Source organism: Blastocatellia bacterium (assembly GCA_035275065.1).
Lineage (GTDB): Bacteria > Acidobacteriota > Blastocatellia > UBA7656 > UBA7656 > DATENM01.
Genome location: DATENM010000064.1, coordinates 63,199 through 87,651 on the forward strand (window position 1 = coordinate 63,199; position 24,453 = coordinate 87,651).

Sequence of the window (24,453 nt, forward strand, 5' to 3'; positions counted from 1 at the left end):
TCGTTAGATAATTTTTGGCAGCCCACAATACGCCCGGAAAGATCGCACACACCGTCCTTACTCAAATCATAACAGCAGCGGCGACCGTCAGACCACCACGCACGTCACTTCAACCTGCGGCTACTGTCCCAGCCGCTGGCCGGTCAGCTCGTCCAGGTAATACTTCATAAACGCATCACGCCTGGGCTCCAGGCAGACCGTGACCGGCTTGCCGCGCTCGCGGTCTATGCGCGTGTAGCCCTCATCGTCAACGACCAGCGGCAGGCTCTCTTGCTTGCCGAAGAAGGCGGCGGGACTCGCAGTCTCGGCGACGGCAAGCTGATCGTGCAGCGTCATGCGCTGCTGCGGGCCGCTGAGCCAGAGGCGGTACAAACATTCGAGCGCGTAGGTGAGCGGCGAATGATAGTCCGCGATGCGCTGGCGCTCGGCGTCGCTCAACTGGACATGTGTCGTCGAATCGAGTGGCACGATAGTCAGCGGCAGTCCCGCGCCGTAGACCAGTTGCGCGTCGGCGGTCGCTTGATAGACGTTCCATTCGCGGATGGGCTTGCCGGGACTGTACGAGGTGCCATAGACGCAGCCGCTCATCAGGACGACGCGCTTGACGTAACGGCCCAGGTTCGGCTCTTTGCGCAGGGCGTCGGCGATGTTCTGCAAAGGGCCGACGGCCAGCAGCGTCACTTCGCCGGGGTAACGTTTGACGGTTTCGACGATGAAGTCGGCGGCAGATTTCTTCTCCGGTCGTTTCGCCATGAAATCTTCGGCCCACGAGTATTGCGGGAAGACCTTATCGTTCGTCTGTCGCCCGACGAAGACCGGGATGTCATCGCGGCGCGTGACGCGCAGCAGCTTGCAGGCAATCTTTGCCCGCGCCGGGGTGTTGCCGTGCGTGACCGTGATGCCGAGCGGCGCAAAGCCCGCGTACGAGATGACAAAGCCCATCGCCCAGGCGTCGTCAATGTCATCGCCGATATCCGTGTCGAGGATGATCTTCGCTTTAGTAGTCTGCGCCGGGCCGCTGACCGGGCATAAGACGAGACAAAGGCAGGCCAGGGCATAGAGCCATCGCTTTCGACCGATCATTTCTGTTTCCTCCTCCTTCGCACTCTAGCGGCAGGCTGAACGTCACATCGCTGCCCACAATGCCCATAGCAAGATCGCCGAGGCGGTGCCGTCCATCGTCGGCTCGTTGGTTGAATAATCCTTTATGTCGTCATGATAGACCGCCCGCTCGTCTTGAAATGCCGCAAAGGGATCAGGCTCGGTGATGCTGACGCCGCGCAGGCTCTGGAAGATTCGGCGATAGACCGGCCCGTCTACCAGTCCGCCGCGCACCGGGCGTTTGAGCAGCGAAGTCGTTATCAGGTGAACATCTTTCGGGTAGACGCCGCCGGCAGGGATTTCGGTAAACATCGAAACGCCCCACGGGTTGCGGCCCAGCAACCAATCGCGCTGCTTGCTCGCAAAGACGCGGCTGCTTGCGTCGCCGGTCATCCGCTCATAGAGCAGACACTGAGTGGCGAGCGCGACCGCGAGATTATTCGAGCACCAGATGAACGGCACGCCGACTTGATAAGGATTCTCCTCGGCGGCGCTCAGGCAGCGCGCGATGCCTTCACGGTAATAGCCGGCCAGCCGCTTGCGCAGCGGCCCATCTGCCAGCGCGTAGAGCCGGAAGTGACCGATGTTCATGAACGGATAATACTGATAGTGCCGTGTCTGCTCCTGTCCCATCCAGGATTCGGCAGCCGCGAGATCGGCATAACGCTTTGCATCGCTCAGGTATTGCCGGTCGCCTGTGGCGCGATACATTTCCGCGCCGCCCCATTCCATGTCGTCGGCCCAGGTGGTCTCCTCGTAGCGGTAAGGCGCCAGATACGAGTTGCCCTGCTGCACGCCTTCGCGAGCTTTGCCGAGCGCATAGACTTCGATGCCGGCGCGCAGCAGACGGCTGGCATAAGGGCTCAGGCGCGCGTCGTTGCGCCAGACCTGATACCCCAACGCCATCGCTGCCGCGTAGCGACCCGCGAGGTTGGCGATGCCTGTTGATTCGCTCTGGTACTTCGCCAGCCCTTGCGGCTTGCCGTCCGCGAAGTAGACGACGCGATAGCCGCCCGGCCCCCAGCCATAGTTGGCCGTTTCGGCTTGCGGCAATCGCCAGCCGATGTGGTCGCGGTCGTCGGCGACCTGGTGGTAAAGCTGATCGCTCGCCGGGTGCAGCTTGAGCATCCAGTCGAGTCCCCAGCGCGCCTCGTCCAAAATGTCGGGGATGCCATTTGCGCCCGCCTGCCCGCGCTCATTGAAACGGTCGTCGAAGCGCGGCGCGCGGCTCTTACTTTTGCCGGGCCGTGACTCTTGCCGTAGGCGATAAGCCAGCAGCATCTGCGCCGTGGCGTTGCTTGCCGTAAGCAAGTACTTGAGCATGTCGCCGGCGTCATGCCAGCCGCCTGTAGCGTTGAGATAGGTGCCGGCGGGCAATGGGCCGAACGCCGCGCGGCCATCAAAGGGGTGACAGACGGTATCGAGCCAGGGGTTATAGCCGCAGCGCTGCTGGCGCATGAACTCTAGCAACTGGCCGGGCAGTTCGGCGTAGAGGTCGGCGGCGATGCTGAAGGCCGGCGATTGCGCCGCGCCGACTTGCAAGAAGTAACGGCCCGGCTTGCGCAACGCCGAAAAATCCAGCTCGACAAAATGATTGAATGCTCCCCAGCGGCCCGTTAGCGGTCGGCTCGTTCCCTTGAACGCCACCTGATGCGTCGCGGCATCTACGGCAGTGAATGGCCCTGCGAGCGGCGCGGCGGCCATCGCCACCGCGATCTTTGCGTCCGTCACGCCGTAGCCCATCTGGTTGATGCGAATGAAGGCTGACGCATCAAGGCCGGCGGCGAACGAATAAGGCACGAAGATACGAAGAATCACAAAGCAGCTTATGATTCTTCGTATCTTCGTGCCTTTGCGACTAAGGCTCATTGCATGTTCAAGCCGGGCTAAGCGCGGAGATGAGATGGCTACTTCGCCGAGAACTTATACACGGTCGTCGTCGCGTAGCGCTGGCCGGGCTTGAGCACGGTCGTCGGGAAGCTCGGCTTGTTCGGTGAGTCGGGGAAGTGCTGCGTCTCCAGGCAGAAGCCATAACGACGGACGTAGACCTTGCCGCCTTTGCCGGTGATCGTGCCATCCAGGAAATTGCCGGCATAAAACTGAATGCCCGGCTCGGTGGTCGAGACTTCCAGCACGCGCCCGCTCGTCGGCTCATGCACACGCGCCGCAAGCTGTAGCCCGCGGCCCGCCCGGTTCAGCACCCAGTTGTGATCGTAACCGCCGGCGAACTTCAACTGCTCGTCGTCGGCATCGATGCGCGCGCCGATGGTCATCGGACGGGTGAAGTCCATCGGCGTGCCTTTGACGGCGCGCAGCTCGCCGGTCGGAATCAAGCCCTGATCCACGGGCGTAAAACGGTCGGCGTTGAGATAGACTTCGTGCCCGAGATTGTTGGCCGCGCTGCCCGCCGCGAGGTTGAAGTAAGAGTGCTGTGTCAGGTTGACGACAGTGTCTTTGTCGGTCGTGGCGCTGTAATCGATCCGCCACTCGTTGCGGTTATTCAGCGTGTAGACGACGCGCACAGACAGCGTGCCGGGGAAGCCTTCTTCGCCGTCCTTGCTCGTGTAGGTCAATTCGAGCGCCGAGCCGCCTTTGACCGTCAAGGGCCGCGCCGCCCAGACCACCTTATCAAATCCCTTGATGCCGCCGTGCAGGGTGTTCTCGCCGTTGTTCTTCGGCAGTTGATAGGTTTTGCCGTTAAGCGTGAAGCGGGCGTTGCCAATGCGGTTGCCATAGCGCCCGATCAGCGCGCCGAAGTATGGCGACTGGTCGAGATAGCCTTGCAGGTTATCGTAACCGAGCACGATGTCGCCGAGCTGGCCGTTGCGGTCGGGGGTCTTCAACGAGATGACGATGCCGCCATAAGTCATGACTTTCATTTCAATGCCGTTGGCGTTGGTCAGCGTGTAGAGGTCAACCGCCGTGCCGTCGGGCAGTTTGCCGAATGCTTGTTTTTCCGTCTTCATCTTCTGCTTGTTCTCCTTGGCGTGAGCGCCCGCCGCCAGCGCGGCGACGGCCAGGGTCACGGCCATGCATAAGCTCAAGGTCCGCGTCATGATGGTTCTCTCTCCTTTGGCTTCGTTAAATAAAAGTCCGTTTGTAAGATACCTCAACGGCTGCCGCTCACCGTGCGCCGCGGCACGATACGGAACCAGTCGAATTTAGCAGCCGCGCCGCGTGCGCCGCCAGCCGTCAGCGCCACCCGCACGGCCCTGTCCCACGGCGGCAAGTATTCGCCATTCAACTGTTCGCCGACTTCAGTCCAGTTATTCAGGTCGCGGCCCACGGCGAAGTGGAAATGGTCGCCGCCTCTGGCTGTCATCCGCAAATAAACGAGCAGCCCGCGCGGCACGTCCCTGGTCGCAAGCGTCTGCTGCTTTCCCTTCTCGCGCCGCCACACGATCACTTTGCCGCCGCCTAAGGCGATGCCCAGCGCGTTCTCCTCATCGCCGTAAGCCGCAAGCCCCGCCATCGCTCCCGGCTCCAACTCGCTCATATCAATGGCCGTCGTCGCTTCATAATCGCCGCTGGTCGTCGCCCGCGCCACGACCGCGCCGAGCATGTCTTCGGCGTGCGGCGCAGTCGGCGCGAGAACCAGCCGCCCGGCTTGCAGGCGCTTCAGCGGCTCGTTGTTCTGCGGCCACTGCCAGCCGGGTTGCAGGCGCGGCGCGGCGAATTCATCAACGACCGTGTATTCGGCATTGCGCTCAGGGCTGCCGAAAGGCGAAGCGGCGCGGGCGCTCGGCCCCCGGCCATCGTTGATCGTCGGCCAGCCGTCGCTCCCCCACCGCACCTCGTCGAGCAGCGCCTGGCGTCCGGCGTAAACAAAATCTTTCGGGTGATAGGCGTGATACATCAGGAAGTCGCGGCCTCGCGTGTCGCTCACGATGCTGCCGTGGCCGGGACATTTCCAATGGTCGTTGCCTTTGAGAATCGGATTCGCCGGGTTCTTCTCCCAGGGGCCGAGAAGCCTGTGTGACCGCGCCACGCCGAGCGCGTAATTGCAGCCGCGGCCGCAACAGGCGTTGCCGGAATAGAAGAGATAAAAATAGCCGCCACGTCGCAGGATGAACGGCCCTTCAACCAGATTGCTCTCCCACGCCGTGGTGTTGCGAATCAACTCTTTGCGCTCGCCGACGAGCCGCGTGCCATCGCTTGAAAGCCGCTGCGCCCAGATGGGCGTCGGCTGGTTGCGGCTGTTGCCGTCTTCTTTCCAGACCAGGAAGCGCGCGCCGTTCTCGTCGGTGATGGCCATCGCGTCAATCGAGCCGGCATCCTGGCAGATGAGCGGGCCGTGATCGGTGTAAGGCCCGCGCGGATTCATCGCGGTCATCACCGCGACACAGAGCGAGCCGCCCTTTTTGTGGCCGGTGTAGTAAATGTAATATCGGCCACGGTAGAACGATATCTCCGGCGCCCAGTAATTGCCGTCCGACCAGTCGGGACGCTTCTGCATGGCCGCGCCGACCGTCTGCCAGTTGACCAGATCGCGTGAATGCAGGATGGGAAACAGCGGCGCCCAGTGCGAAGTCGTCGCCGTCGCCCAGTAATCATTGCCGACGCGAATGATCGAAGGGTCGGGATAATCGCCGGCCATCACCGGGTTGGTGTAGGTGGCGCGCGGCTGCGCCATAGCGGTCGCGGCGCAAAACGTCGCCGTGATGGCGATCAGCAGGCTCATCGCACGGCTGCCGGTTCTGAAGGAGAATCGCAGGTTTTTCATTTCCAAATCGCTCGTCCCCTGTGGCGCAATCTGTTAGATTGCGCGAGCCAAAGCGCAATCTAACAGATTGCGCCACATCATTCGTCTTTAAGCGTGAGGGTGATGACCGTGACCGAATGCTCGGGCAACAGCACGTCGAAGCCCGGCGCGGCTTGCGCCATCGAACGCTTGACGGTTACGGCATCGGGCGTCGAAAGGCCGTTCGCGTCGCTGAGCGAGTTTGCCGCAAGCGTCCAGACTTCGGCGCTGCCGTTTGTCTGCGCGCCGGCCAAGTTGACCTTCATGCTGATCGGTTTCGTCTGGTGTGTGTTCACGGCTTTGATGATGATCTGCCGCGCGTCCGCCGTTCGGCTGACAACGGCGTCGAGGTAAGGCACGCCTTTGCCTTCGCGGCTGCTGTCAAACATCGGGCCGTCAATCGTCGCGCGCAAACGCTCGCCGCCGAGGCGATTGGCGTAGAGCGCGTTAGCGTGATAAACCGGCGATACGAAGACCGCGTGGCGGCTCGCCTGGATGATGCCGCCCGGCCAGCCGTTGACCAGGTCGGACACGGCGCTCATCGCTACCAATCCGTTCGTGCGCTCAAAGACGTTCATCAATCGCGCCCCGTAAAGCGCCGAGAGCATCGAATACTGCTGGCGCTCGACCAGATCGAGCCCCCACTCGTTGATGGCCAGTCGTATGTCTCGGCCCGGCACAAGCTCGCGGATCAGGTCGGCGACTTGCGCATAGAACCGCTCATAAAAAAGCGGGCGCGCCATCAGATTGAGCGTGTCGCCGGCCATCTCGTTTCGGCCATAATAATGATGAATCGCCAGGTAATCGATGCCCTGGCCGGCGAGCTTCAAGACCGTGCGATTCCATTTCATGTCGTTGTCGCCGACGGCGATCAGCTTAATCGTCGGGTCAACGGCGCGCATGGCCGCGGCATAACGATTAAAGTTCTTGCCGTAGGTCTTGGCGTTCGAATGTCCGCGCACCCAGCTTCCCCAGATTTCGTTGCCGACTTCCCAGAGCTTGACGCCGTAAGGCTGCGGGTGACCGTTGCGGGCGCGCATCGCGCCATACTTCGAGGTCGCAGGGCCGTTGCAGTATTCGACCCACGCGGCGGCCTCTTCGACGGTAGCGGCGTTGCCTTCGACGTTGACCGTGATCGAAGGCTCGGCATTGATGTTGCGGCAGAACTGAATGAATTCGTCGGTGCCGAAGTCGCTCGGCTCCGGCTCGTTCTTCCACGATAGATTGACCCAGGTCTTGCGCTCGTCGCGCGGCCCTATGCCCCACTGCCAGTGATAATCCTGCGCGACATTGCCGCCGGGCCAGCGCACGAAAGCAGGCCGCAGCGCCTTGACCTTTGCCAGAACGTCTGCGCGCACACCGCCAACCGCATCGCCGGGCACGAGCGACACTTGATCGAGCCACAGGCGGCCTTTGCCGTTGATGAGAATCGCCAGCCGCGCCAGGGGATCACTCTTCATCGCCTTGAGCGTAAAGTCATAGCGTCGCCAGTCGCCCGCAATGTTAGCAATCTCTGCCGCCGCGTAGCGCTCGCCGCCCAGCACGTCGGATTCGAGCGCCGCCGTGATGCTGCCATCAAAGGTCTCGGCTTTGATCCACACATAGCCGCTATAGACGATCCCTTCGCGCACAGGGATGCGGCTCTGAAAGAGGCCGTGCGACTCGATGACGCCGCGATCCACATCCACGCGCAGCGCATGTTCCGCCGCCTCGCCCGCCCCGGCGACTTTGACCGGATAGGCGTTGGCGCTGTCCCACTGAAAATTGAGCGCGTAATCGTCGTCGCGGTCGTCGGGGTAACGCTCCCAGTAACGCGACAGGCCGATAGCATTCGCCGGCTCTTCAAAGCTGCGGTTGCGAATCAGCTCGGCAGTGACGCCCTCTTTGACGCCCTGGAACATGAACTCCATGAACTGGCCGTAGAGCGCCGGGCTGATCGGCCCTTCGACTTTGGCGGCGTTGATCGAAAGGGTCGCCGTGAGCGGTGGCTTAGTCTGCGCCGGCACCGCAAGCGGTGCCATCCACATGCAGAGCAACAGGCATTGCACAACGAAGCGGATGAAGTGACGCGAAGCGCGCGGTCGCGCCGGTGAGCGGTTGAGTGAAGGTGTTCGCATGCTGATTGCTTTGACCGGATGCCGCGCCGGCTATTGCAGCCGCAGCTTCGGCGCAAACTGCGGCCCGCCCGCATAACGGATGATCGCGTCAAGCAAGCGCGTCGCGTATGGGTCGCTGCCATATTCGTTGAAGCGATAAGTGGTCACGAAGACTTTGCCGCTACCCATTTGCGCCTGCACGGCGAGCGCCGCGTTGTTATTCAGCCAGCCGTAAAAGATGCCCGACAGCACATCGCCGTAATCCGCGCCGCCGACGCCTTGAATGATGAACTGCGGAATCGTCGCGGTCGCCTCAAAGCCAAGAATCTTTGAGAAAGCAACATCGTTGAAGGGCGCGGCGTTCGGGTTAATCCAGTTGAAATTCGTCACCCAGTTGCCGTCAAGGTCAGAGCCGGCGCGCGGTGTCACCTTCAACGAAGCATTCGCCGGCAAAGCGTCTTTCGCGCCGGCCAGGATGATCGCGCGACCGCCCGATTCAAGATGTTTTCTCACCGTGTCATCGAGCTTCGTCGCCACCATCACCGCCGATTTATTGGCGCTGGCGTCGCTGACAAACGGATAACCGGCGGCAGTCAGCGCGCGATGCAACGCGGGCTGGCTGCCCATCGGGTCATAGAAAATCACCGCCGCTTTCTTCGCGGGCATGGCTTTGGGGTAGATAAAAAGGTCGTAGCTGTTTTCGGCGATCATCGCGCCGTCGCGCCCGCGCACTTCGAAGGTGAGCCGCTCGCGGCGCGGGCGATCAACGGTTGGCGCGACATAAGTAAGGGCAAGAGAGTCTTGCGCGATCTGAAGGCTTTCAACGCTGCCGCTCTTGATCGGCTGGTGTATTTCCACCCAATCACCACGAGTCGGTGATGACAATCTCCACGCCGCGCCGGTCAGGTCTTTGTTGCTGTAATGCGAGAGTAGCAGTTCCACCTGCGCGCGCTCGCCGCTGACATAGTTGAGCTTCGCAAAGCGTGCCAGAATCACGTCGGGCTGTTGAATCTTCGCCAGCTCCGCGGCATAGGCTTTCGGGTTGCGCCACATATCCATCAAGCCGTTCACCTCCCAGTTGATGTCGGTGAACTCGGTGATGACGTAGCCTTGAATCGCGCTGTAACGGCGCATCTCTTCGATCTCGTGCTTGAGCGAGGTGAACTGGTGCCACTGGCTCTCTTCCGCGAGCGCGTTGAAGTCCGTGTAGAGGCGGTCGAACTTGAATTCAGTGAAGCGGTCAAAGAGGCCGGCGGGCCGGGTGACAGCGCGCCCGCCGAAATCGCGCGGGAACCACCACGGCAGTTGTTTCGGCAAACGCGGCAGGCCCCAGTTGCCGAACTCTGAAACAATCAGCGGCTCGCGCCCTGTGCGCTCGGCGTCATTGTGCTGGCTGAACGACCACTTCGGACGCGAGGCGAAATCCGCCACCCACTTGTCCCAGCGGTCAGAGTTGTCGGGAATCGAATAGTACTGATGAAAATCATCGAGGTCGCTTTTGAGGTGAAAGTTATCGCAGCAGGCGCTATTGTCAACGATCAAGCGTCCGAGCGGCGCGGTCATTTGCTTGGCGCGCTCGTAAGCGGCGCGCAGCCAGCGCCGCTGGTTCTCTTGTTTCAAGTCGGCGCCCCACGATTCGTTGATGACGCTTTGAATGACGATTGAAGGGTGATTCCAATCGCGCTCGACCATCTCGGCAAACGTCCGCTCGCCGCGCTCCGCCGCCTTCGGCGTGTAGTAATTGAAGTCCGCCCACGAAGGGATTTCGTACCAGACGAGCATGCCGACTTCATCGGCAACTTTCAGGTAAACCGGGTCGGGGACTTTGATGTGGCAGCGCAGCAGGTTCAAGCCGAGCCGCCGGGCCTTAAGCATCATGTCGCGCACGAAGGCTTCCGATGGCGGCGTGTAGATGCCTTCGGGGTAAAAGTCCTGGTCGAGCGCGGCGACCATGTAAAACGGCTCGCCGTTGAGGTAGAGCTTGCCGTCGCGCGCTTCAAAGGTGCGAAAGCCGAAGCGGTCGCGGAAACTATCGGGCACGTCGCCGTCGAGCGTGACTTCAACCGAGTAGAGCGTAGGGCTATCAGGACCCCAGAGTTGGGGCGCGTTGACGCGGCCCGTGAGACGATGCGGCCCGACATCGCGGGCGCGCAGGGTTTGAGTAAAGGCGATGTTGCCCGCAGGGTCGCGCACGGTGACTTTCAATCCCCGGTTGAACATCGTATCAATGCCCTTGCCCACCGAAAGCAATGCTTCCACCTCGACTTCGCCGTTGAGGCGCGCGGTGACGTGGATGCGCTCGATAAAAAGCATCGGCTTGATGTCGAGCCACACGGACTGCCAGATGCCGCCGGTCTGCACGTACCAGTTCTGCTTGCCGTGCGGAATCTCGTTGTACATCATCTCAGGAAAACGCGCGCGGTTCTCTTTCTCGTCCATCGGCGGATCGATGACGCGCACCACCAGATCATTCGCGCCCGGCTTCACCGCGTCCGAGATGTCAAAGACGAATGGCGTGTAGCCGCCTTCGTGCGTGCCGACAGATTTGCCGTTGACGAAGACCTCGCTCAGATAATCAACCGCGCCGAAATGCAGCAGAGCGCGCTTGCCTTTTTCAAGTTGCGGCACATCCAAACGCGTGCGATACCAGGCAACCCCCATGTAATCGCGCAGGTCATCGAATTGCGCATTCCACGACAGCCCGACGCGGACATTGCGCCAGCCCTGCGCGCCGGCAAGGTCGCCGACTTTGAGCGTGCCTGCCTTATCAGTGAGAAACTGCCAGTCGCGCTCCAGCTTTGTCTGCGCGCCGGCATTCAGCGTGAACAGCAACAGCGCGATCAACAGCATCGTCACTTCATAGAATGTCGCGCGGATTCGGCGATGATTAAACACGGAGACACAGAGGCACAGAGGAAGCACGGAGCGCGCCCTGTGTCTCCGCGCCTCGGCGTCTCTGTGCTTGTCTGTCCTTAATTCGTTAATGCCCATGCCCGGCCTATTTCTCTTCATCGCTGTTTCACTCATCCTGGTTATCATCCCTGTTTCGGCGTCACGACGCGCACCGAATCCCAGTCGTTTTCCGACGACCCGTAACCGTATAGCATCACCGTGAAAGCGCGCGGCAGGTTCTTGATCGTCTTCGTCAAGCCGACCTGGCCGTTCAGCACAAAGAGGAATTCGTCGCCGCGCCGGACGATGGCCAGCGTCGGCTTCTTTTCTTTGGTCGCCAGGTTATGACTGTCGAGCCGTTCGCCGCGGCCATCAACAATTGACCATGCCTCGAAGGTGCCTTCGCTCGACAGAATCCACTCGATGCGGTTGCGGCCCGAGCCATCAAACAAGACGCAGAGGATGGCGTTACCGATGGGCGCGCCGGGCTGGCCCGGTTCGGGCAGCGCCGCCTGGACTTTGGCGAGCGTCGCTTCAAAGATGAAGCGGTCACTGGTCCACGTCGTCTTGCTGCGCACGCCGGCGCGCGAGCCGCTCATGCCGCGCATGCGCAATTCGCCGCTTTCGACTTTGAGCTTGCCGCCGCTGCCGCCTTCAAAGCTGAAGCGCTCCCACTTCGCCGGGTCGAGCGCCTCGCCATTAAAACTATCGCTCCACTCGTCGGCCGCCATCGCCTGCGGCTGCTGGGCGAATGCGGCGACGAACGATAGGCAGATGAGTAGCATTGAGAGAATGAGTGTAAGAAGTTTCGACATGATGCCCCCTGGTTGATGATGTGGCGCAATGCGGTTAGATTGCGCACCGGCTCGCGCAATCTAACAGATTGCGCCACATGAACCTAGAATCGCACGTTGGCGAGGCGGCGGATGATGTCACGCTGCTGGTTCTGCGCCTGCTCTTTTTCCGAATCGCTCAACGCTTTGAACTTCTCAAGCTCGGCGTCGGCTTCCGCCTTGCGCCTCAGGCGCGTGTAGGCGCGACCGAGCTGATAATGCGCGGCGGCAAGCGTCGGCTCGGCGGCGACCACCTGCTCAAGCTCTATTGCCGCTTCCGCAAAGCGGTTGCCGCGCATATAAATCTTGGCCCGCGCCAGCCGTGCCGCCGCGAGCGTCGGGTCAAGCTCAAGCGCCCGCGTCAGGTGCACCTCGGCTCTGGCCGTGTCCGCCGCCGTCTGATTCAAGATGGCGTCGGCGGCCAGGTAATGCACGACGGCAGTGCGGTCGTTGATCGCCAGCGACTTCTCATAGTACTCGACGGCTTCCGTGTAGCTGCCCTGCGTCGCCAGTGTGACGCCGAGATAGGCGAGCGCCGGCGCGCATCGGGGATCGAGCTTGAGCGCATGCTCAAGCGCCTGCATCGCTTCGGCGGTCTGGTTGCTCGCCGACTGCGCGACGCCGAGCGCGAACCATAACTTCACCGAATCGGGAAAGACCTTCAAGGCTTCTTGCAAGCGAATGATCGCCGCCGCCGGAACCTTGGTGTCCGTCAACAGCATCGCGTAGCGAAAGCGGTAATCTTCGTTTTTCGGGTCGCGCTCGATGGCCAGCCGCATGGCCGGGATGGCGTTCTCGACGTGGCCGCTCGCTTCGTAGACTTCGGCGAGCGCCGCATAAATCTCCGCCGCTTGCAGACCGCGCGCCACCGCCCCTTCGAGCGCGCGGCCCGCCGCCGGCACGTCTTTGCGCGCCAGATGGGCGCGCGCCAGTTGCAGGATCATCTGCGCATTGGCCGGCTCGCTGGTCACGGCGGCGCTCAGTTCCGCGGCGGCCTCGTTGAACAGGCCGGCCTGCAACAGCGCGCTTCCCAGCTCGCCGCGCGCCGTCGCTGCCGTCACACTAACCGGCGCTTGTCCGAGTCGTGCCGCATAATCATGATAGCTCGCGGCGGCTGCCGGCTTATCGTTGAGTCGCAACGCGACGACCACCAGGGCGCGGGCGACCTCGGCATCGGGCGCGAGCGCCTGAGCCCGGGCGAACAGCTCACGCGCCTGGCGCAAGCTTTCGGGCGTGCCGCGCGCAAAGCGAATCTGCGCGAGGTTCGCAAGCGCGCTCGGCTGCTGCGCGTTCAGCTTCAGGGACGATTCAAATTCGGCGGCGGCCTGTTCGGCGCGGCCCGTCTTCAGAAGGATCGTGCCATAGTTGTTATGCGCCGCCGCCGATTGCGAATCTGCCGCGACGGCGGCGGCGAAATGTTTCTCGGCTTCCTTCAGGTCGCCGTCGCGGTCGGCGAGAATGCCGAGATAAGCATGCGCGGTCGGCTCTTTTGGGTTGAGCGTCAGGGCTGCGGTGAATGCCGCTTTCGCTGCCGCCACATCGCCGCGTTCGAGCGCCGCGACGCCTTCGGCGACGCGTGCCGCCGCGCCGTCATTGCGATTGGCGATGTGATTCGCTGACGCCCGATTCTGAGGGAATGAAAAAGCCGCGGGGCACAGGCACAAGGTGAGCAAGATTACACTGGCGCGCATCACGCAAATTGAATTGTACAGCCGGCGTGTCATAAGTGCGTCGTGTGGGTCAATCAAGATGTTAAGACAGAATGGGCGGCGCGGCAAAGCTCGATGAGCCCGCCGCGCCGCCCGCCCCGGTGCGATTCAGGTTAGAACAGGAACCTGAATCGCAGTTGAATGGTGCGCGGCCCGTAAACGTTATTGTCGCCGATAACGTCGGAGACGCCGAACTGGAAGGAGTTGTTGAAATCGCCGCTCGGTTGGAAGTAGCGATGCCGGTTGAAGAGGTTGAAGAATTCCGCGCCCAGCTCGAAAGACTTGGTCTCGGTGATGCGCGTCTTCTTCAGGATGTTGAAGTTCTCGCTCTTGAATGGCAGCACATGGACATCGTCAATCACCGGCGAAGCCGTGCCGAAGAACGCCTGCGGGTTGGCGTAGTAGGCGCGGTAGGCCGGGTCGCTGACGTTATTCGTCGGCGGCGCTTGATAATTCGGCGGCGCGCTGAAGGCCAGGGGGTTCAGCACCTGATAGCGCACGCCGAGATTGTTCGTCAACGGCGGGCTCAACAACGATGCGCCAGTCAGATTCAAACGCAGGTTGCCTTCGTAGCCGACGAGGTCGAGGAAGTTGCGGTTGCCCGTCGTGTAGACGACCAGCGGCAAGCCCGACTGATAGCGCTGAATGCCGCCGATCTGCCAGCCGCCGACCAGCCGGTCAACTACGCCGCCTTCGTTCAGGTAGCGTTTGCCTTTGCCGAACGGCAGCTCAATGATGTAGTTGAAGACGACAACGTGCTTCGGGTTGTTCGGCGACACGGTCTTCAACGACTCGATGTCGAACGGGTTCTGCAAGACACCGCCAATCGGCGACGCGCCGAAGAGGTCTTCGGCGGCGTTCGTCAGCAGCTTCGACCACGTGTAAGAAAGACCGAACTGAATGCCGCTCGAAAAGCGCCGATCCAGCTTGATCTGTAAAGCGTTGTACCAGCTCTCGCCTTTGCTTTCGAGCAGGTTGTTAATACGCCCATACTGCGGGAACGGCTTGAGCGATTGGGCGACGCTGCCATTAAACCCGGCAAAAACCGCATTCGGGCTCGACGGCAGCGGCACGCCGACGCTGGCGGCGTACTGCCGTTCGGCGTTCGTCACATCGGCGAGCGGTTTGTTGAGCAGCGGGAAGCCGAGCTTCAGCGCGTCGAGCGGCACGGCGTTCAGGCGCGCGAAGTTCGATTTCAAGCGGTCGCCCTTGTGGCCGATGTAGCCGACCGAGACGGCGAACTTGAACGGCAGCTCGCGCTGAATGTCTACGCTCCACTGCGCCGTGCGGCCCGTCTTGAAGTTCGGGTCGAAGAAATCGATGTTGTCTGCGCCGATGAACTGGCCGTTCGGATCAACCGCCGGTTTGTTCGGATAGTTGCGCAGGAAGACCGTTGATTGACGACCGTTCGGCGTGTAGAGCGCGCCGGTCGAGTAGCCGAGCGTGCCTTCGAGGATCGTGTTCGAGCCGTTGAAGCCATACAGCAGCGGCGAGAAGTAGAGGCCGAAGCCGCCACGCACGACCGTCTTCTGATTCAGCGAGTAGGCAATGCCGATGCGCGGCGAGATGTTCGAGTAGTCGGTCGCGACCAGCCCTTTATGCTCGGCCTGCAAACCGCTCTGCCCGCCGGCCCCGACAATCGCGCCCGGACGATTGACCGCAGGGTTGATGACGTTCGGGTCGAAGCCGCGAAAACGATCTTCCTGTTCAGTGCGCGGGTAAGGAATCTCGTAGCGCAGCCCGAGGTTGAGCGTCAGCCGCGGCGTCAGCTTGAAGTCGTCGTTGACGAACACCGAAGGATAGAAGTAACGCCAGCCCGGATCAATCGAGCGGAAGTTGACGAAGGAGAACTCGGTCGCGCCGGTGATCAAGCTGGCAATCGGCCAGCCGCCTTCGGGGTCGAAGTCCGCGGCCGTCTGGTCGTGGCGATAGTTGGTCGAGGTTCCCGGATCGATCAACTGATGAATGTGGAATCGCGTCCAGCGCGCGTCACCGCCGAACTTGAAGGTGTGGCGGCCCTTCACCCAGGTGACGAAGTCCGAAATCTCCCACTCCTTATCGGTCTGGTTGTCACTGAAGAAGGTCGAGCCAATGTTTTGATAAGCGCGAATGTCGCCCGAGGTCACAGGGTCGCCGTAACCGGGAAACCCTGTGCGCGGGAAGGCGGCGTCTTGCGAGGCATTCGGGTTGAGACCCAGCTCGGCGCTCGGGCTGAAGCCTTCCGTGAAGTTGCGGTTGAGCACGGCGACGCGGTTGAAGCCGAAGTTGAAGTGATTGAGCAAGGTCGGCGACAGCGTAAAGTCATGCTGGGCGCGCAGGTAATCGCTCCCGAAGGTCTGATCCCAGACGCCGTCAACGACGAACGGAATCGGGAAGCGCGGGAAGCCCCCCTTGATCGAAGCCAGGTCGCGTTTCGAGAAGCTCACAGACAAACGCTGGCGGTCACTGATCACCTGATCGATCTTGCCGATGTAGTTGTCCATGTCGGTCGGTATGCTGCTTTCCGCCGTGTAGTTGTGATAGACGCCGGACCGCGTCGGCTCGGGGAAATGCTTCAGGATGCCGAGCCCCACGGGGTCAATCAGCGAGCCGTTCTTGTAAAGGTCGAGGCGGTTGCCTGGGATAGCCGCGCGCGTGTTCGGCGGCTGCGTCGGGTCGTAAATCTGCACGCCGTGGCCGAACTGGTGCAAGACGTCCGGGTCCGTAAGCAGCTCCGAAAAATCGCCCGAGCGCATCTTGAGCGTCGGCACGCTGACCGTCACCGTCTCGGACTGGGTGAAGCGATAGCCTTCATAGTTGAAGAAGAAGAAGGTGCGGTTGCGGCCATTGTAAATCTTCGGAATCCACACCGGCCCGCCGATGTTGCCGCCGAAATCGTGCTGGCTGTCTATGGGCCGCGGGTTGCCGAAGAAGTTATTGACGAAGCTGTTGGCGTTCAGGTTCTCGTTGCGAAACAGCTCATAGGCTTCGCCATGAAACTCGTTGCCGCCACTCTTGATCGTGAAGTTGACGATGCCGCCTGACGAGCTGCCGAACTCTGCCGAGTAGCTGCTGGTCGAGACCGTGAACTCTTGAAAAGCATTCGGGCCGGGGGCGACTTCTGAAAAGAAGGTGCCGTTCTGGGCGCGGCGCGTCGAAGCGCCGTCAATCAGAATCTCCGTGCCGAGCCCCTGGCCGCCGCTGACGCGGAAGTTCGAGGCGTCCGTGCCGCGGCCCGTCGTCCCCGAAGCGGCGGTGACATTGCTGTCCAAAAAGATAAACGCCAGCGGCGTGCGCCCGCCGGATTCGGCAGAGACCGCCAGCGGCAGCTCTTTCACTTGCCGCTCGGTGACGTTGCTCTGGCGCACGACCGTGTCGGCCTGGATGACCGGCGGCTCGGACGTCACGTTGACGGTTTCGCCGATGGCGCCGGCTTCGAGCTTGATGTCAACGGTGCGCGTCACCTGGACGGCGACCTGCACCTTTTCAATCGCGGTGGTCTTGAAGCCCTGAGCCTCGATGTTGAGCTTCCACGGGCCGGCCTTCAATTCCGTGAGCGTGAAGTTGCCTTCGTCTGTGGTAGTCGTTTCGCGCACCTCGTTGGTGTCCAGGTTGGTGGCGGTGATTTTCGCGCCGCTGACGACGGCGCCGCTCGGGTCGGTTACGGTGCCGGTGATGTTGCCGCGGTCGGTTTGCGCGAAAGCGGCACCGGCACAGGCCAACCAGATTGTCAGCAGGATCAGCCAAATCGTAGTTCTTGCTTTCATCTGGGTCTCCCAATTCTCGAAGCGAGTCACGTTCAGCGCATCACGGCGAAATGGCCGCGAGAGGCTGAGCGCCCACGCGCTTTTCTAGAGCGGTTGCGAATTGCCGGAACGGGCCGAAAATGGCACCGACCCATGCCGGCGGGAAAAGTTTAGAAAGACGACAATGAGACCACACCAAAACGTTAGCCGCCGACGGCGCGCCCTCAGGCGACTTTGCCGACCGACAGCCGCGGCGACAGCGCGTGCAGGAAAGCGCCGACCAGGCTGGCGTTGAACTCCAGCGCCGAAGGCACGACGCGCACTGCCGCGAAATTCCTGCCGAACACTTTCGGCTTCAAGGTGTCGAGGATCACCGGCTCCAGCAGCGGCCAGACCCCGGCCAGATCACCGCCGACAACGACCATCTCGGGGTTCAGGCTGTTGATGATGTTGGCCATGCCGAGCGCCAGATACCTGGCGCTCGCAAGCAAGCTGGCGCGCGCCGAGCGGTTGCCGCCTTTCGCCAGCCGCACGACATCGCGCATGGTGTAAGCGTCTTCACCCTTGCCGTCCGTGGCTCCGGCCTTGCGTTGCAGATCGACAAAGCGGTTGATGGTGGCGCGATCCGAGGCGTACAGCTCCCAGCAGCCGCGATTGCCGCAATTGCAGACCGGCCCATGATGATTGAGCGACAGGTGGCCGAACTCGCCGGCGCCTTCGCTCGAACCGCGAAACAGCTGGCCGTTGACGACGATGCCTGTACCGACGCCTTCGTTGACCGTAACGAAGACCAGGTGCATCAAGCCGGCTTCGCGGCCCCGCCCGTGCCAGATTTCGGCGAGCGCCGAAGCGCGCGCGTCGTTGTCTACGGTGATGGGCAGCCGCAGGCGCTTCTCGAATAGGGCGCGCAGGTCAACGTCGCGCCAGCCGAGGTTGGGCGAAAAGACGACGCGGCCCGCCGCCGAGTCAACGATGCCGGTGGCGCTGATGCCGACGCCTTCGAACTCGACCTGATCCTTCTGCGACTCGATGAGCCGCTCGACGCGCGCAATCAGCTTCTCGATGAATGGCAGCGGGCGGCGGCCCGTCGCCATGAATTGCTGATGAATGATCTCGCCGTTGAAGTCGCCGAGCGCAATCGTCGTCCGCGTCACGCCGATATCGATGCCGATGACGCAAACCTTCTCAGGGCGCAGGCCGAGCAGCCGCGGCTTGCGCCCGCCGTTCGACGGCGCGACGCCCTGTTCGACGATCAAGCCTTTCTCAAGCAGCCGCCGGGTAATCACCGTGATGGTGCTGATCCGCAGGCCGGTCGTGCGGGTGATCTGAATGCGAGAGATGGGCTGGTGCTCGCGGATGAGGTTCAAGACGATGGCTTCATTGATGTCGCGCATCCGGTCTTTGCTCGCCGTATGCAGACTGTCGAAGTCCAGCTTTCGCATGAAGCCCCCGCGGTCAACTTACTTTAGACAATGAAAAAACTAAGTGCCGCGATTGTACTGCGGCGTCAGGGGGCTGTCAACCACATTTTGTGAGACCCTGGTGAGGCTGCCGACGCGACGGCAGGCGGGCGGGCGGGCGGGCAGTTGATGTGTTCAGGGCAAGCCTCCCGCATCGGCCCTGAACAGGCGCTGACCGCCCTAGATGACGGGAAGGCTTCGCGGTTGTTTCGCTCAGCGACGAGCGTCGGCGGGGGCGCGGAAGACAGCATCCGGCACCGCCACATCGAATTTGATCTCCTTCACCTGAATGACGATGTCTCCCTGGTCGGGCAAGCTTTGGACGGTCTTGAACGGCAGCCGGCAGCCATCCACCAGGCGGAAATCGCTGTAGACCTCGCGAATCGGCTGCGGCTCGCCGGCGGCGCTTGAACGAATCCTGTTGCGCCGGAGCACCAGAAAGCTTTTGGTCGAAATATACTCGGTGAGCGGGCTGCCCTGCTCCGGCGTCTTGACGACGACGTAAACTTCTTCGTCGCCGACCTTATCCATGCGCTTGATGGTCACGTCTTTGTAGAGCGTCTTCCAATTCAGCAACCGGTAGAAGTCATCTTCAATTCGCGCCTCTTCGATTTGCTTCGGCGTCTTGGTTTCCGGCGGGCTGAAGCTGGTGTGTTCGCCGCCGCTGGCCCCATCAAAGAACTCATAGACCCAGCCGATCTGCTTGCCCAATGCCTGAAGCGTGAGGCGCTGAGCCCACGAGTTCGGCGCTCGCGAGGTGAAGACGGCTTCGCCGGTGACGCCCTGTTGTTCCAGGTCGAGCGTCGCGGTCGTAACCACCGACCTGTGCCGGCGGAGGTTGGCTTCGCCGCCGGCTGCCTCAATCACTTTGCTCATCAATTCGGCGACCGATATGGGCGCGGCGAAGGGCGCGACGTTCTCGCCCGGGCGCTTGAATTCAAATTCGCCTTCCGGCTGTTTGATGACAATGGCCGCCGGGTGGCCTGCGGCATCGCGCTTAACCAGCAGGCGGTGGGTATCAGGGAGGTCGGCAATCGCCAGCACGTCTTTTTCTTTCTCGGTCAGCGGATAGGCTGGCTGGCCAGGGACGAGGAGAACGAGATGGCCATCCTTTTCGGCAATTTCGATTGGCGTGCCGCCAGGCCCTTCGAACTTGCCGATCAGCTCTTTGAGGGTCGCGCTAGAAGAGGTCGCGGCGACTGGCGCAGCCGGCGCAGTCGCTGCGACCGGCTTTTGCGGGCTGCCGACCAGATTCGACCAGATGATCCGGCGGAAATCGCTTTCAAGAGGCGAGTCATCGATGTTAGAGAGCAAGACGAAGCCGAGCTTCTCACCCGGCATCATTTCGACCAGCGAATGAAAGCCATCAATGCCGCCGTTGTGCCACACGGTCGGATGGCCTTGCCATTCCATCAGCACCCAGCCGAAGCCATAAGCCACCTTGTCGGCAATCTTCATCTGCGGCGCGACCAGTTCGGCGAAACCTTTTTCCGATACCAGGCGCTTGCCTTCGAAGGCGCCGCCGCCCAGCATCAGCCTGACCCATTGCGCCATGTCCCTGGCGTTCGAGTTGATCGCGCCCGCCGGGGCAATCTGTTTGAGGTCGCGCATCGGCACTTGTTTGACCTGGCGCGCAATCCCGTCGCGCCGATACCCTTTCGAGAAATCCGCCGCGCCCTGCATCTCCTGAACGGACGTGTTGGTGCTGCTCATGCCGAGCGGCTTGAGGATGCGGCTGGCGATGACCGCTTCCCAGGTCGAATGATTGGCACTGGCGACGGCTTCGCCGGCGGCGCTGTACATGATGTTGTTGTACTGAAATTTTTCTCTGAGCTTGGCGACCGGTTTCGCCTGCCCGGCGACGCGGATGACCTCTTCGCGGTTGAGCGTGCCGACTCCCCAGGCGACATCGTTGTGATGCATCAGCCCGACGCGATGACAGAGCAGATCGCGCAGCGTCACGTTGGCGTCAGCCTCAGGGTCTTTGAGCTTGAAATAAGTGAGGTATTTTTTTGGCGAATCATCGAGCGCGAGCTTACCGTCATCGGCGCTCATCTCGGCGGCCATCGCCGTGAAGGCTTTTGTCGCTGAGCCGATGGCGAATAGCGTATCGGGAGTCACCGGCTGGTTGCGCTCGACGTCTTTCAGGCCGAAGCCCTTCACGAAAACTACCCGGTCATCTTTGATGATGGCGAGCGACAGGCCGGGCACATTCGCGCTCTGGCGCTTCTCTTCGACCGCCTTTTCGATGGCGGCCAGGCGCGCCGCAAAGTCCGTAGGATTCGGCGAATCACCGCCGGCCTTTGCGCCTTCCTGCTGCCCCGGCTGTGTCCACGCGGCAGTCGCCGTGAGCGGGAGATTACTGATCGCCAATAACAACGCGACAAGGATGCGCGACAGCGGTTTGCATTTCATCATCGATAATCCTCCTGAGACATGGGCCAGTTTCGGCAATTCGACTGGCGAGCATCATCGCGCTTCGCGCGATGTGAAATCATCCGCCGCTTAAAAGCAGCGGTCTTCTTTCGTAGGTGAGGATAACGGCGCTCTCCCTGCAAAGGCAAGATGGGTTAGGCGAAGCGTCACGAATCAGCCGGGCGCTTCTCCTTGTTGCCGGTTGACACTCACCAATCGAATTGCAATAACTACCCCTGGCGAGCGTCCGCTCGCGCGAACATCAAATCGGGAGCCCATTCATGACGCGATTCGTTCTCTTCGTTCTTTTCCTTCTCGCCTGCACGCTCGCTTCGTCACCGCTGTTTGCTCAGACGGACAACCCGCCGCCTGATTGGGAAAACCCGCGCGTCTTTGGCATCAACAAAGAGCTGCCGCACGCGACGCTCGTGCCTTATCCGAGCGAGCGCGCGGCGCTTGCCGCCGACGCCGGAGGCTCGCCCTTCGTGCAATCGCTCAACGGCCAGTGGAAGTTTCATTGGGTCAAGCAGCCGTCGGAGCGGCCCTCGCGTTTTTATGAAGTGGATTACGATGTCAGCTCGTGGAAAGAGATTCGCGTGCCGTCGAACTGGGAGATGGAAGGCTACGGCACGCCCATCTACACGAACATCACTTACCCTTTCAAGCGCGACGCGCCGCGCGTGACCAGCGAGCCGCCGACGCGGTACACCGCCTACAAAGAGCGCAATCCCGTAGGCTCGTACCGCCGCACTTTCACGGTCCCTGCGGACTGGCAGGGCCGCCAGGTCTTCCTCATCTTCAATGGCGTCAACTCGGCGTTTTATGTCTGGGTCAATGGTAAGCTGGTCGGCTACAGCCAGGATTCGCGGCTGCCCGCCGAGTTCAACGTCACGCGATATTTGAACGCCGGCGAGAACCTGCTTGCCGTCGAAGTCTACCGCTGGTGCGATGGCAGCTATCTGGAAGATCAGGATTTCTGGCGCATGAGCGGCATCTTTCGCAACGTCGAGCTGGTGTCGCGCGCGCCGCTCTACCTTCGCGACTTCTACGCGCAGACGGCGCTCGACCCGGCGTATCGCGACGCCACGCTCAACCTGAATCTGAAAGTAAGGAATGTCACAAACGACAATCGCGTGGTGTCGGTCGAGACCCGCTTGCTCGACGACAAACAGAACAGCGTCTTCGCGCCGGTGGTGACGAAAGCCAATCTCGCAGCGCAAGGTGAAGCGTCGCTAGACATCGCGCAGGCGGTCAAGAACCCGAAGAAGTGGTCGGCGGAAACGCCGAACCTTTATCGCTTGCTGCTGACTTTGAAAGATGATCGCGGCAAGGTGATCGAGTCCATTCCCTTCTCCATCGGCTTCCGCTCGTCGGAGATCAAGGACGGTCAGTTGCTCTTCAACGGCCGCCCGCTAATCATTAAGGGCGTCAACCGTCACGAGTTCGACCCCGACCTCGGTCAAGTCGTCACGGCCGAGCGCATGATTCAAGATATCAAGCTGATGAAGCAGAGCAACATTAATGCCGTGCGCACCTGCCACTACCCGAACGTGGCGGAATGGTATGCGCTCTGCGACCGCTACGGGCTTTACGTGTTGGACGAAGCGAATATCGAATCGCACGGCTATGGCGCGAACGAAGCGCAGCGCATCTCGACCGGCGAAGATTACACCGAAGCCATCGTTGACCGCGTGCGCCGCACCATCGAGCGCGACAAGAATCACCCCTCGATCTTCATCTTCTCGCTCGGTAACGAAGCCGGCGTCGGTCGCAACTTTGAAGCGGCGCGCAACTGGGTCAAGACGGCGCACCCTGAATTGCTCATCAGCTATGAGCCGGGCGACAGCCGGCACAGTGATTTTCTCTGCCCGATGTACACGCCGCCCAAAGAGATGCAGCCTTACTGGGAGAAGCATGGGCGTGGTCGCCCGATGTTCCTTGTCGAGTACGCGCACGCGATGGGCAACAGCACGGGCAACTTTCAAGAGTACTGGGATGTGATTGAGTCGCATCGATGGATGCACGGCGGCTTCATCTGGGACTGGGTGGATCAAGGCATCCGCAAGCGCGGCACCAATGGCAAAGAGTTCTGGGCCTATGGTGGCGACTTCGGCGATTTCCCGAACGACGACAACTTCTGCACGAACGGATTGGTCTTGCCCGACCGCACGCCGCACCCCGGGCTCGCGGAGGTCAAGAAGGTTTACCAGTACATCAAGGCCGAGCCGGTTGATCTGGCGGCGGGCCGCGTGCGCGTCCGCAACAAGTATCTGTTTAATGACCTGTCGAACATTCGCGGCGCGTGGGAATTGGAAGAGAGCGGCAGGGTGATCGAGCGCGGCAACCTGCCCACACTCAATATCGCCGCCGGCCAGTCGCAAGAGATTCAGCTTGCGATTAAACCCGTGAAGACTGCCCCGGGCGCGGAGTATTTTTTGAAAGTGACATTCCGGCTGGCGGCGGATGCGCCGTGGGCGGCTAGAGGTCATGTCGTCGCGTGGGATCAACTGGCGATGCCTTATCAAACGATCCCGGCGCGAGCCCATGACGTTTTAGCGATGCCGCCGTTGAGGATTAGCGATTCAGCAGACGGGTACACCGTCGCCAGCACGCAGTTCAAAGCGCGCGTCGGCAGGCAGAGCGGCGCGCTCGAATCATACGAAGTGAAGGGCAAGCAACTGATCGCCGCGCCGCTGGCGCCGAACTTCTGGCGACCGCCGACCGATAATGACCGCGGCAATGACATGCCTAAACGTCAGGGCATCTGGCGCGACGCCGCCGCGAACCGCACAGTCAAAGAGGTCACCGCCGAGCAGGTCAGCCCGCAGGTAGTCAGAGTTATCGCCGCCGCCACGCTGCCTGCCGGCGCTTCGACGGTGCGCAACGTCTACACTTTTTATGGCAGCGGCGAAATCGAGATCGAGCAGGAGATCACCCCCGGCGGCCAGTTGCCCGACCTGCCGCGCTTCGGCATGCAGATGCGCGTGCCGGGCGAGTTCCGCACCGTCACCTGGTTCGGGCGCGGGCCGCAGGAGAATTACTGGGATCGCAACACCGCCGCCGCCGTCGGGCAGTATTCCGAACAGGTCGAAAACCTCTTCTTTCCCTACATCGAGCCGCAGGAAAGCGGCAACCGCACTGATGTGCGCTGGATTACACTGACCAATCGCAATGGCTTCGGGTTGAAGGCTACGGGCATGCCCCTGCTGTCGGTGAGCGCCTGGCCGTTTCACATGGAAGAGCTTGAGCGGCGCAAGCACCCCAGCGAGATTGTGGCGGCGGAAGACATCACCGTGAATCTCGATGACCGGCAGATGGGCGTCGGCGGCGACAACAGTTGGGGCGCGCTCCAGCACCCTGAGTATCGCTTGCCCGCCGGGCCCTACCGCTATCGCTTCCGCATTGAGCCGGTCGTGCCATAAAAACACGGAGACACAGAGACACGGAGGAAGCACGGAGAGGACTCTGTGCCTCTGTGCCT

The 24,453-nt window shown here is 61.6% G+C and carries 12 protein-coding genes; 1 reads left to right on the forward strand and 11 read right to left on the reverse strand.

Annotated features, from left to right (window positions below; all coding sequences use genetic code 11):
- Nucleotides 1–120: 120 nt before the first annotated feature.
- The 11 genes from VJ464_15110 to VJ464_15160 all read right to left on the reverse strand — a co-directional run bounded on the left by VJ464_15110 (nucleotide 121) and on the right by VJ464_15160 (nucleotide 20,975).
- Entirely contained in the window at nucleotides 121–1,083 is a 963-nt protein-coding gene (locus VJ464_15110; protein HKQ06462.1) for a nucleoside hydrolase, read from the reverse strand.
- A 42-nt stretch (nucleotides 1,084–1,125) separates the two neighbouring features.
- A complete protein-coding gene (locus VJ464_15115) occupies nucleotides 1,126–2,919 on the reverse strand; it encodes a glycoside hydrolase family 9 protein (GenBank protein HKQ06463.1) in 1,794 nt (597 codons plus the stop codon).
- An 89-nt stretch (nucleotides 2,920–3,008) separates the two neighbouring features.
- Nucleotides 3,009–4,157 carry an aldose epimerase family protein gene (locus VJ464_15120; GenBank protein ID HKQ06464.1) on the reverse strand — a complete coding sequence of 383 codons (1,149 nt, stop codon included), beginning with the start codon at nucleotides 4,155–4,157 and terminating at the stop codon, nucleotides 3,009–3,011.
- Nucleotides 4,158–4,210: 53 nt separating this feature from the next.
- Nucleotides 4,211–5,824 carry a family 43 glycosylhydrolase gene (locus VJ464_15125; protein ID HKQ06465.1) on the reverse strand — a complete coding sequence of 538 codons (1,614 nt, stop codon included), beginning with the start codon at nucleotides 5,822–5,824 and terminating at the stop codon, nucleotides 4,211–4,213.
- A gap of 77 nt (nucleotides 5,825–5,901) precedes the next feature.
- Nucleotides 5,902–7,959, reverse strand: coding sequence for an alpha-L-arabinofuranosidase C-terminal domain-containing protein (locus VJ464_15130; GenBank protein HKQ06466.1), 2,058 nt, complete (start codon nucleotides 7,957–7,959; stop codon nucleotides 5,902–5,904).
- 30 nt (nucleotides 7,960–7,989) lie between these two features.
- The gene (locus VJ464_15135) at nucleotides 7,990–10,788 is read right to left on the reverse strand and encodes a glycoside hydrolase family 2 TIM barrel-domain containing protein (protein HKQ06467.1); all 2,799 of its coding nucleotides are present in this window, start codon (nucleotides 10,786–10,788) and stop codon (nucleotides 7,990–7,992) included.
- 185 nt (nucleotides 10,789–10,973) lie between these two features.
- Complete coding sequence (locus VJ464_15140; GenBank protein ID HKQ06468.1) at nucleotides 10,974–11,645, reverse strand: hypothetical protein; 672 nt, start codon at nucleotides 11,643–11,645, stop codon at nucleotides 10,974–10,976.
- Between the two features lie 83 nt (nucleotides 11,646–11,728).
- A complete protein-coding gene (locus tag VJ464_15145) occupies nucleotides 11,729–13,387 on the reverse strand; it encodes a tetratricopeptide repeat protein (protein ID HKQ06469.1) in 1,659 nt (552 codons plus the stop codon).
- Nucleotides 13,388–13,485: 98 nt separating this feature from the next.
- Nucleotides 13,486–17,118: a carboxypeptidase regulatory-like domain-containing protein gene (locus VJ464_15150; protein HKQ06470.1), complete on the reverse strand. Its 3,633-nt coding sequence runs from the start codon at nucleotides 17,116–17,118 to the stop codon at nucleotides 13,486–13,488.
- Between the two features lie 203 nt (nucleotides 17,119–17,321).
- Complete coding sequence (locus tag VJ464_15155) at nucleotides 17,322–18,539, reverse strand: ROK family transcriptional regulator (GenBank protein HKQ06471.1); 1,218 nt, start codon at nucleotides 18,537–18,539, stop codon at nucleotides 17,322–17,324.
- Between the two features lie 231 nt (nucleotides 18,540–18,770).
- On the reverse strand, nucleotides 18,771–20,975 hold the full coding sequence (locus VJ464_15160) for a serine hydrolase (GenBank protein HKQ06472.1): 2,205 nt from the start codon (nucleotides 20,973–20,975) through the stop codon (nucleotides 18,771–18,773).
- A 278-nt stretch (nucleotides 20,976–21,253) separates the two neighbouring features.
- Here VJ464_15160 and VJ464_15165 point away from each other — a divergent pair, with 278 nt between their 5' ends.
- Nucleotides 21,254–24,394, forward strand: a complete 3,141-nt coding sequence (locus tag VJ464_15165) for a glycoside hydrolase family 2 TIM barrel-domain containing protein (GenBank protein HKQ06473.1) — start codon at nucleotides 21,254–21,256, stop codon at nucleotides 24,392–24,394.
- Nucleotides 24,395–24,453: the final 59 nt, after the last annotated feature.

Bases quoted from the DNA above. Each gene is read 5' to 3' on its own strand.
- VJ464_15110 (HKQ06462.1), bottom strand. From the start codon at position 1,083: ATGATCGGTCGAAAGCGATGGCTCTATGCCCTGGCCTGCCTTTGTCTC.
- VJ464_15120 (HKQ06464.1), bottom strand. From the start codon at position 4,157: ATGACGCGGACCTTGAGCTTATGCATGGCCGTGACCCTGGCCGTCGCC.
- VJ464_15125 (HKQ06465.1), bottom strand. From the start codon at position 5,824: ATGAAAAACCTGCGATTCTCCTTCAGAACCGGCAGCCGTGCGATGAGC.
- VJ464_15130 (HKQ06466.1), bottom strand. From the start codon at position 7,959: ATGCGAACACCTTCACTCAACCGCTCACCGGCGCGACCGCGCGCTTCG.
- VJ464_15135 (HKQ06467.1), bottom strand. From the start codon at position 10,788: ATGCTGTTGATCGCGCTGTTGCTGTTCACGCTGAATGCCGGCGCGCAG.
- VJ464_15140 (HKQ06468.1), bottom strand. From the start codon at position 11,645: ATGTCGAAACTTCTTACACTCATTCTCTCAATGCTACTCATCTGCCTA.
- VJ464_15145 (HKQ06469.1), bottom strand. From the start codon at position 13,387: ATGACACGCCGGCTGTACAATTCAATTTGCGTGATGCGCGCCAGTGTA.
- VJ464_15150 (HKQ06470.1), bottom strand. From the start codon at position 17,118: ATGAAAGCAAGAACTACGATTTGGCTGATCCTGCTGACAATCTGGTTG.
- VJ464_15155 (HKQ06471.1), bottom strand. From the start codon at position 18,539: ATGCGAAAGCTGGACTTCGACAGTCTGCATACGGCGAGCAAAGACCGG.
- VJ464_15160 (HKQ06472.1), bottom strand. From the start codon at position 20,975: ATGATGAAATGCAAACCGCTGTCGCGCATCCTTGTCGCGTTGTTATTG.
- VJ464_15165 (HKQ06473.1), top strand. From the start codon at position 21,254: ATGACGCGATTCGTTCTCTTCGTTCTTTTCCTTCTCGCCTGCACGCTC.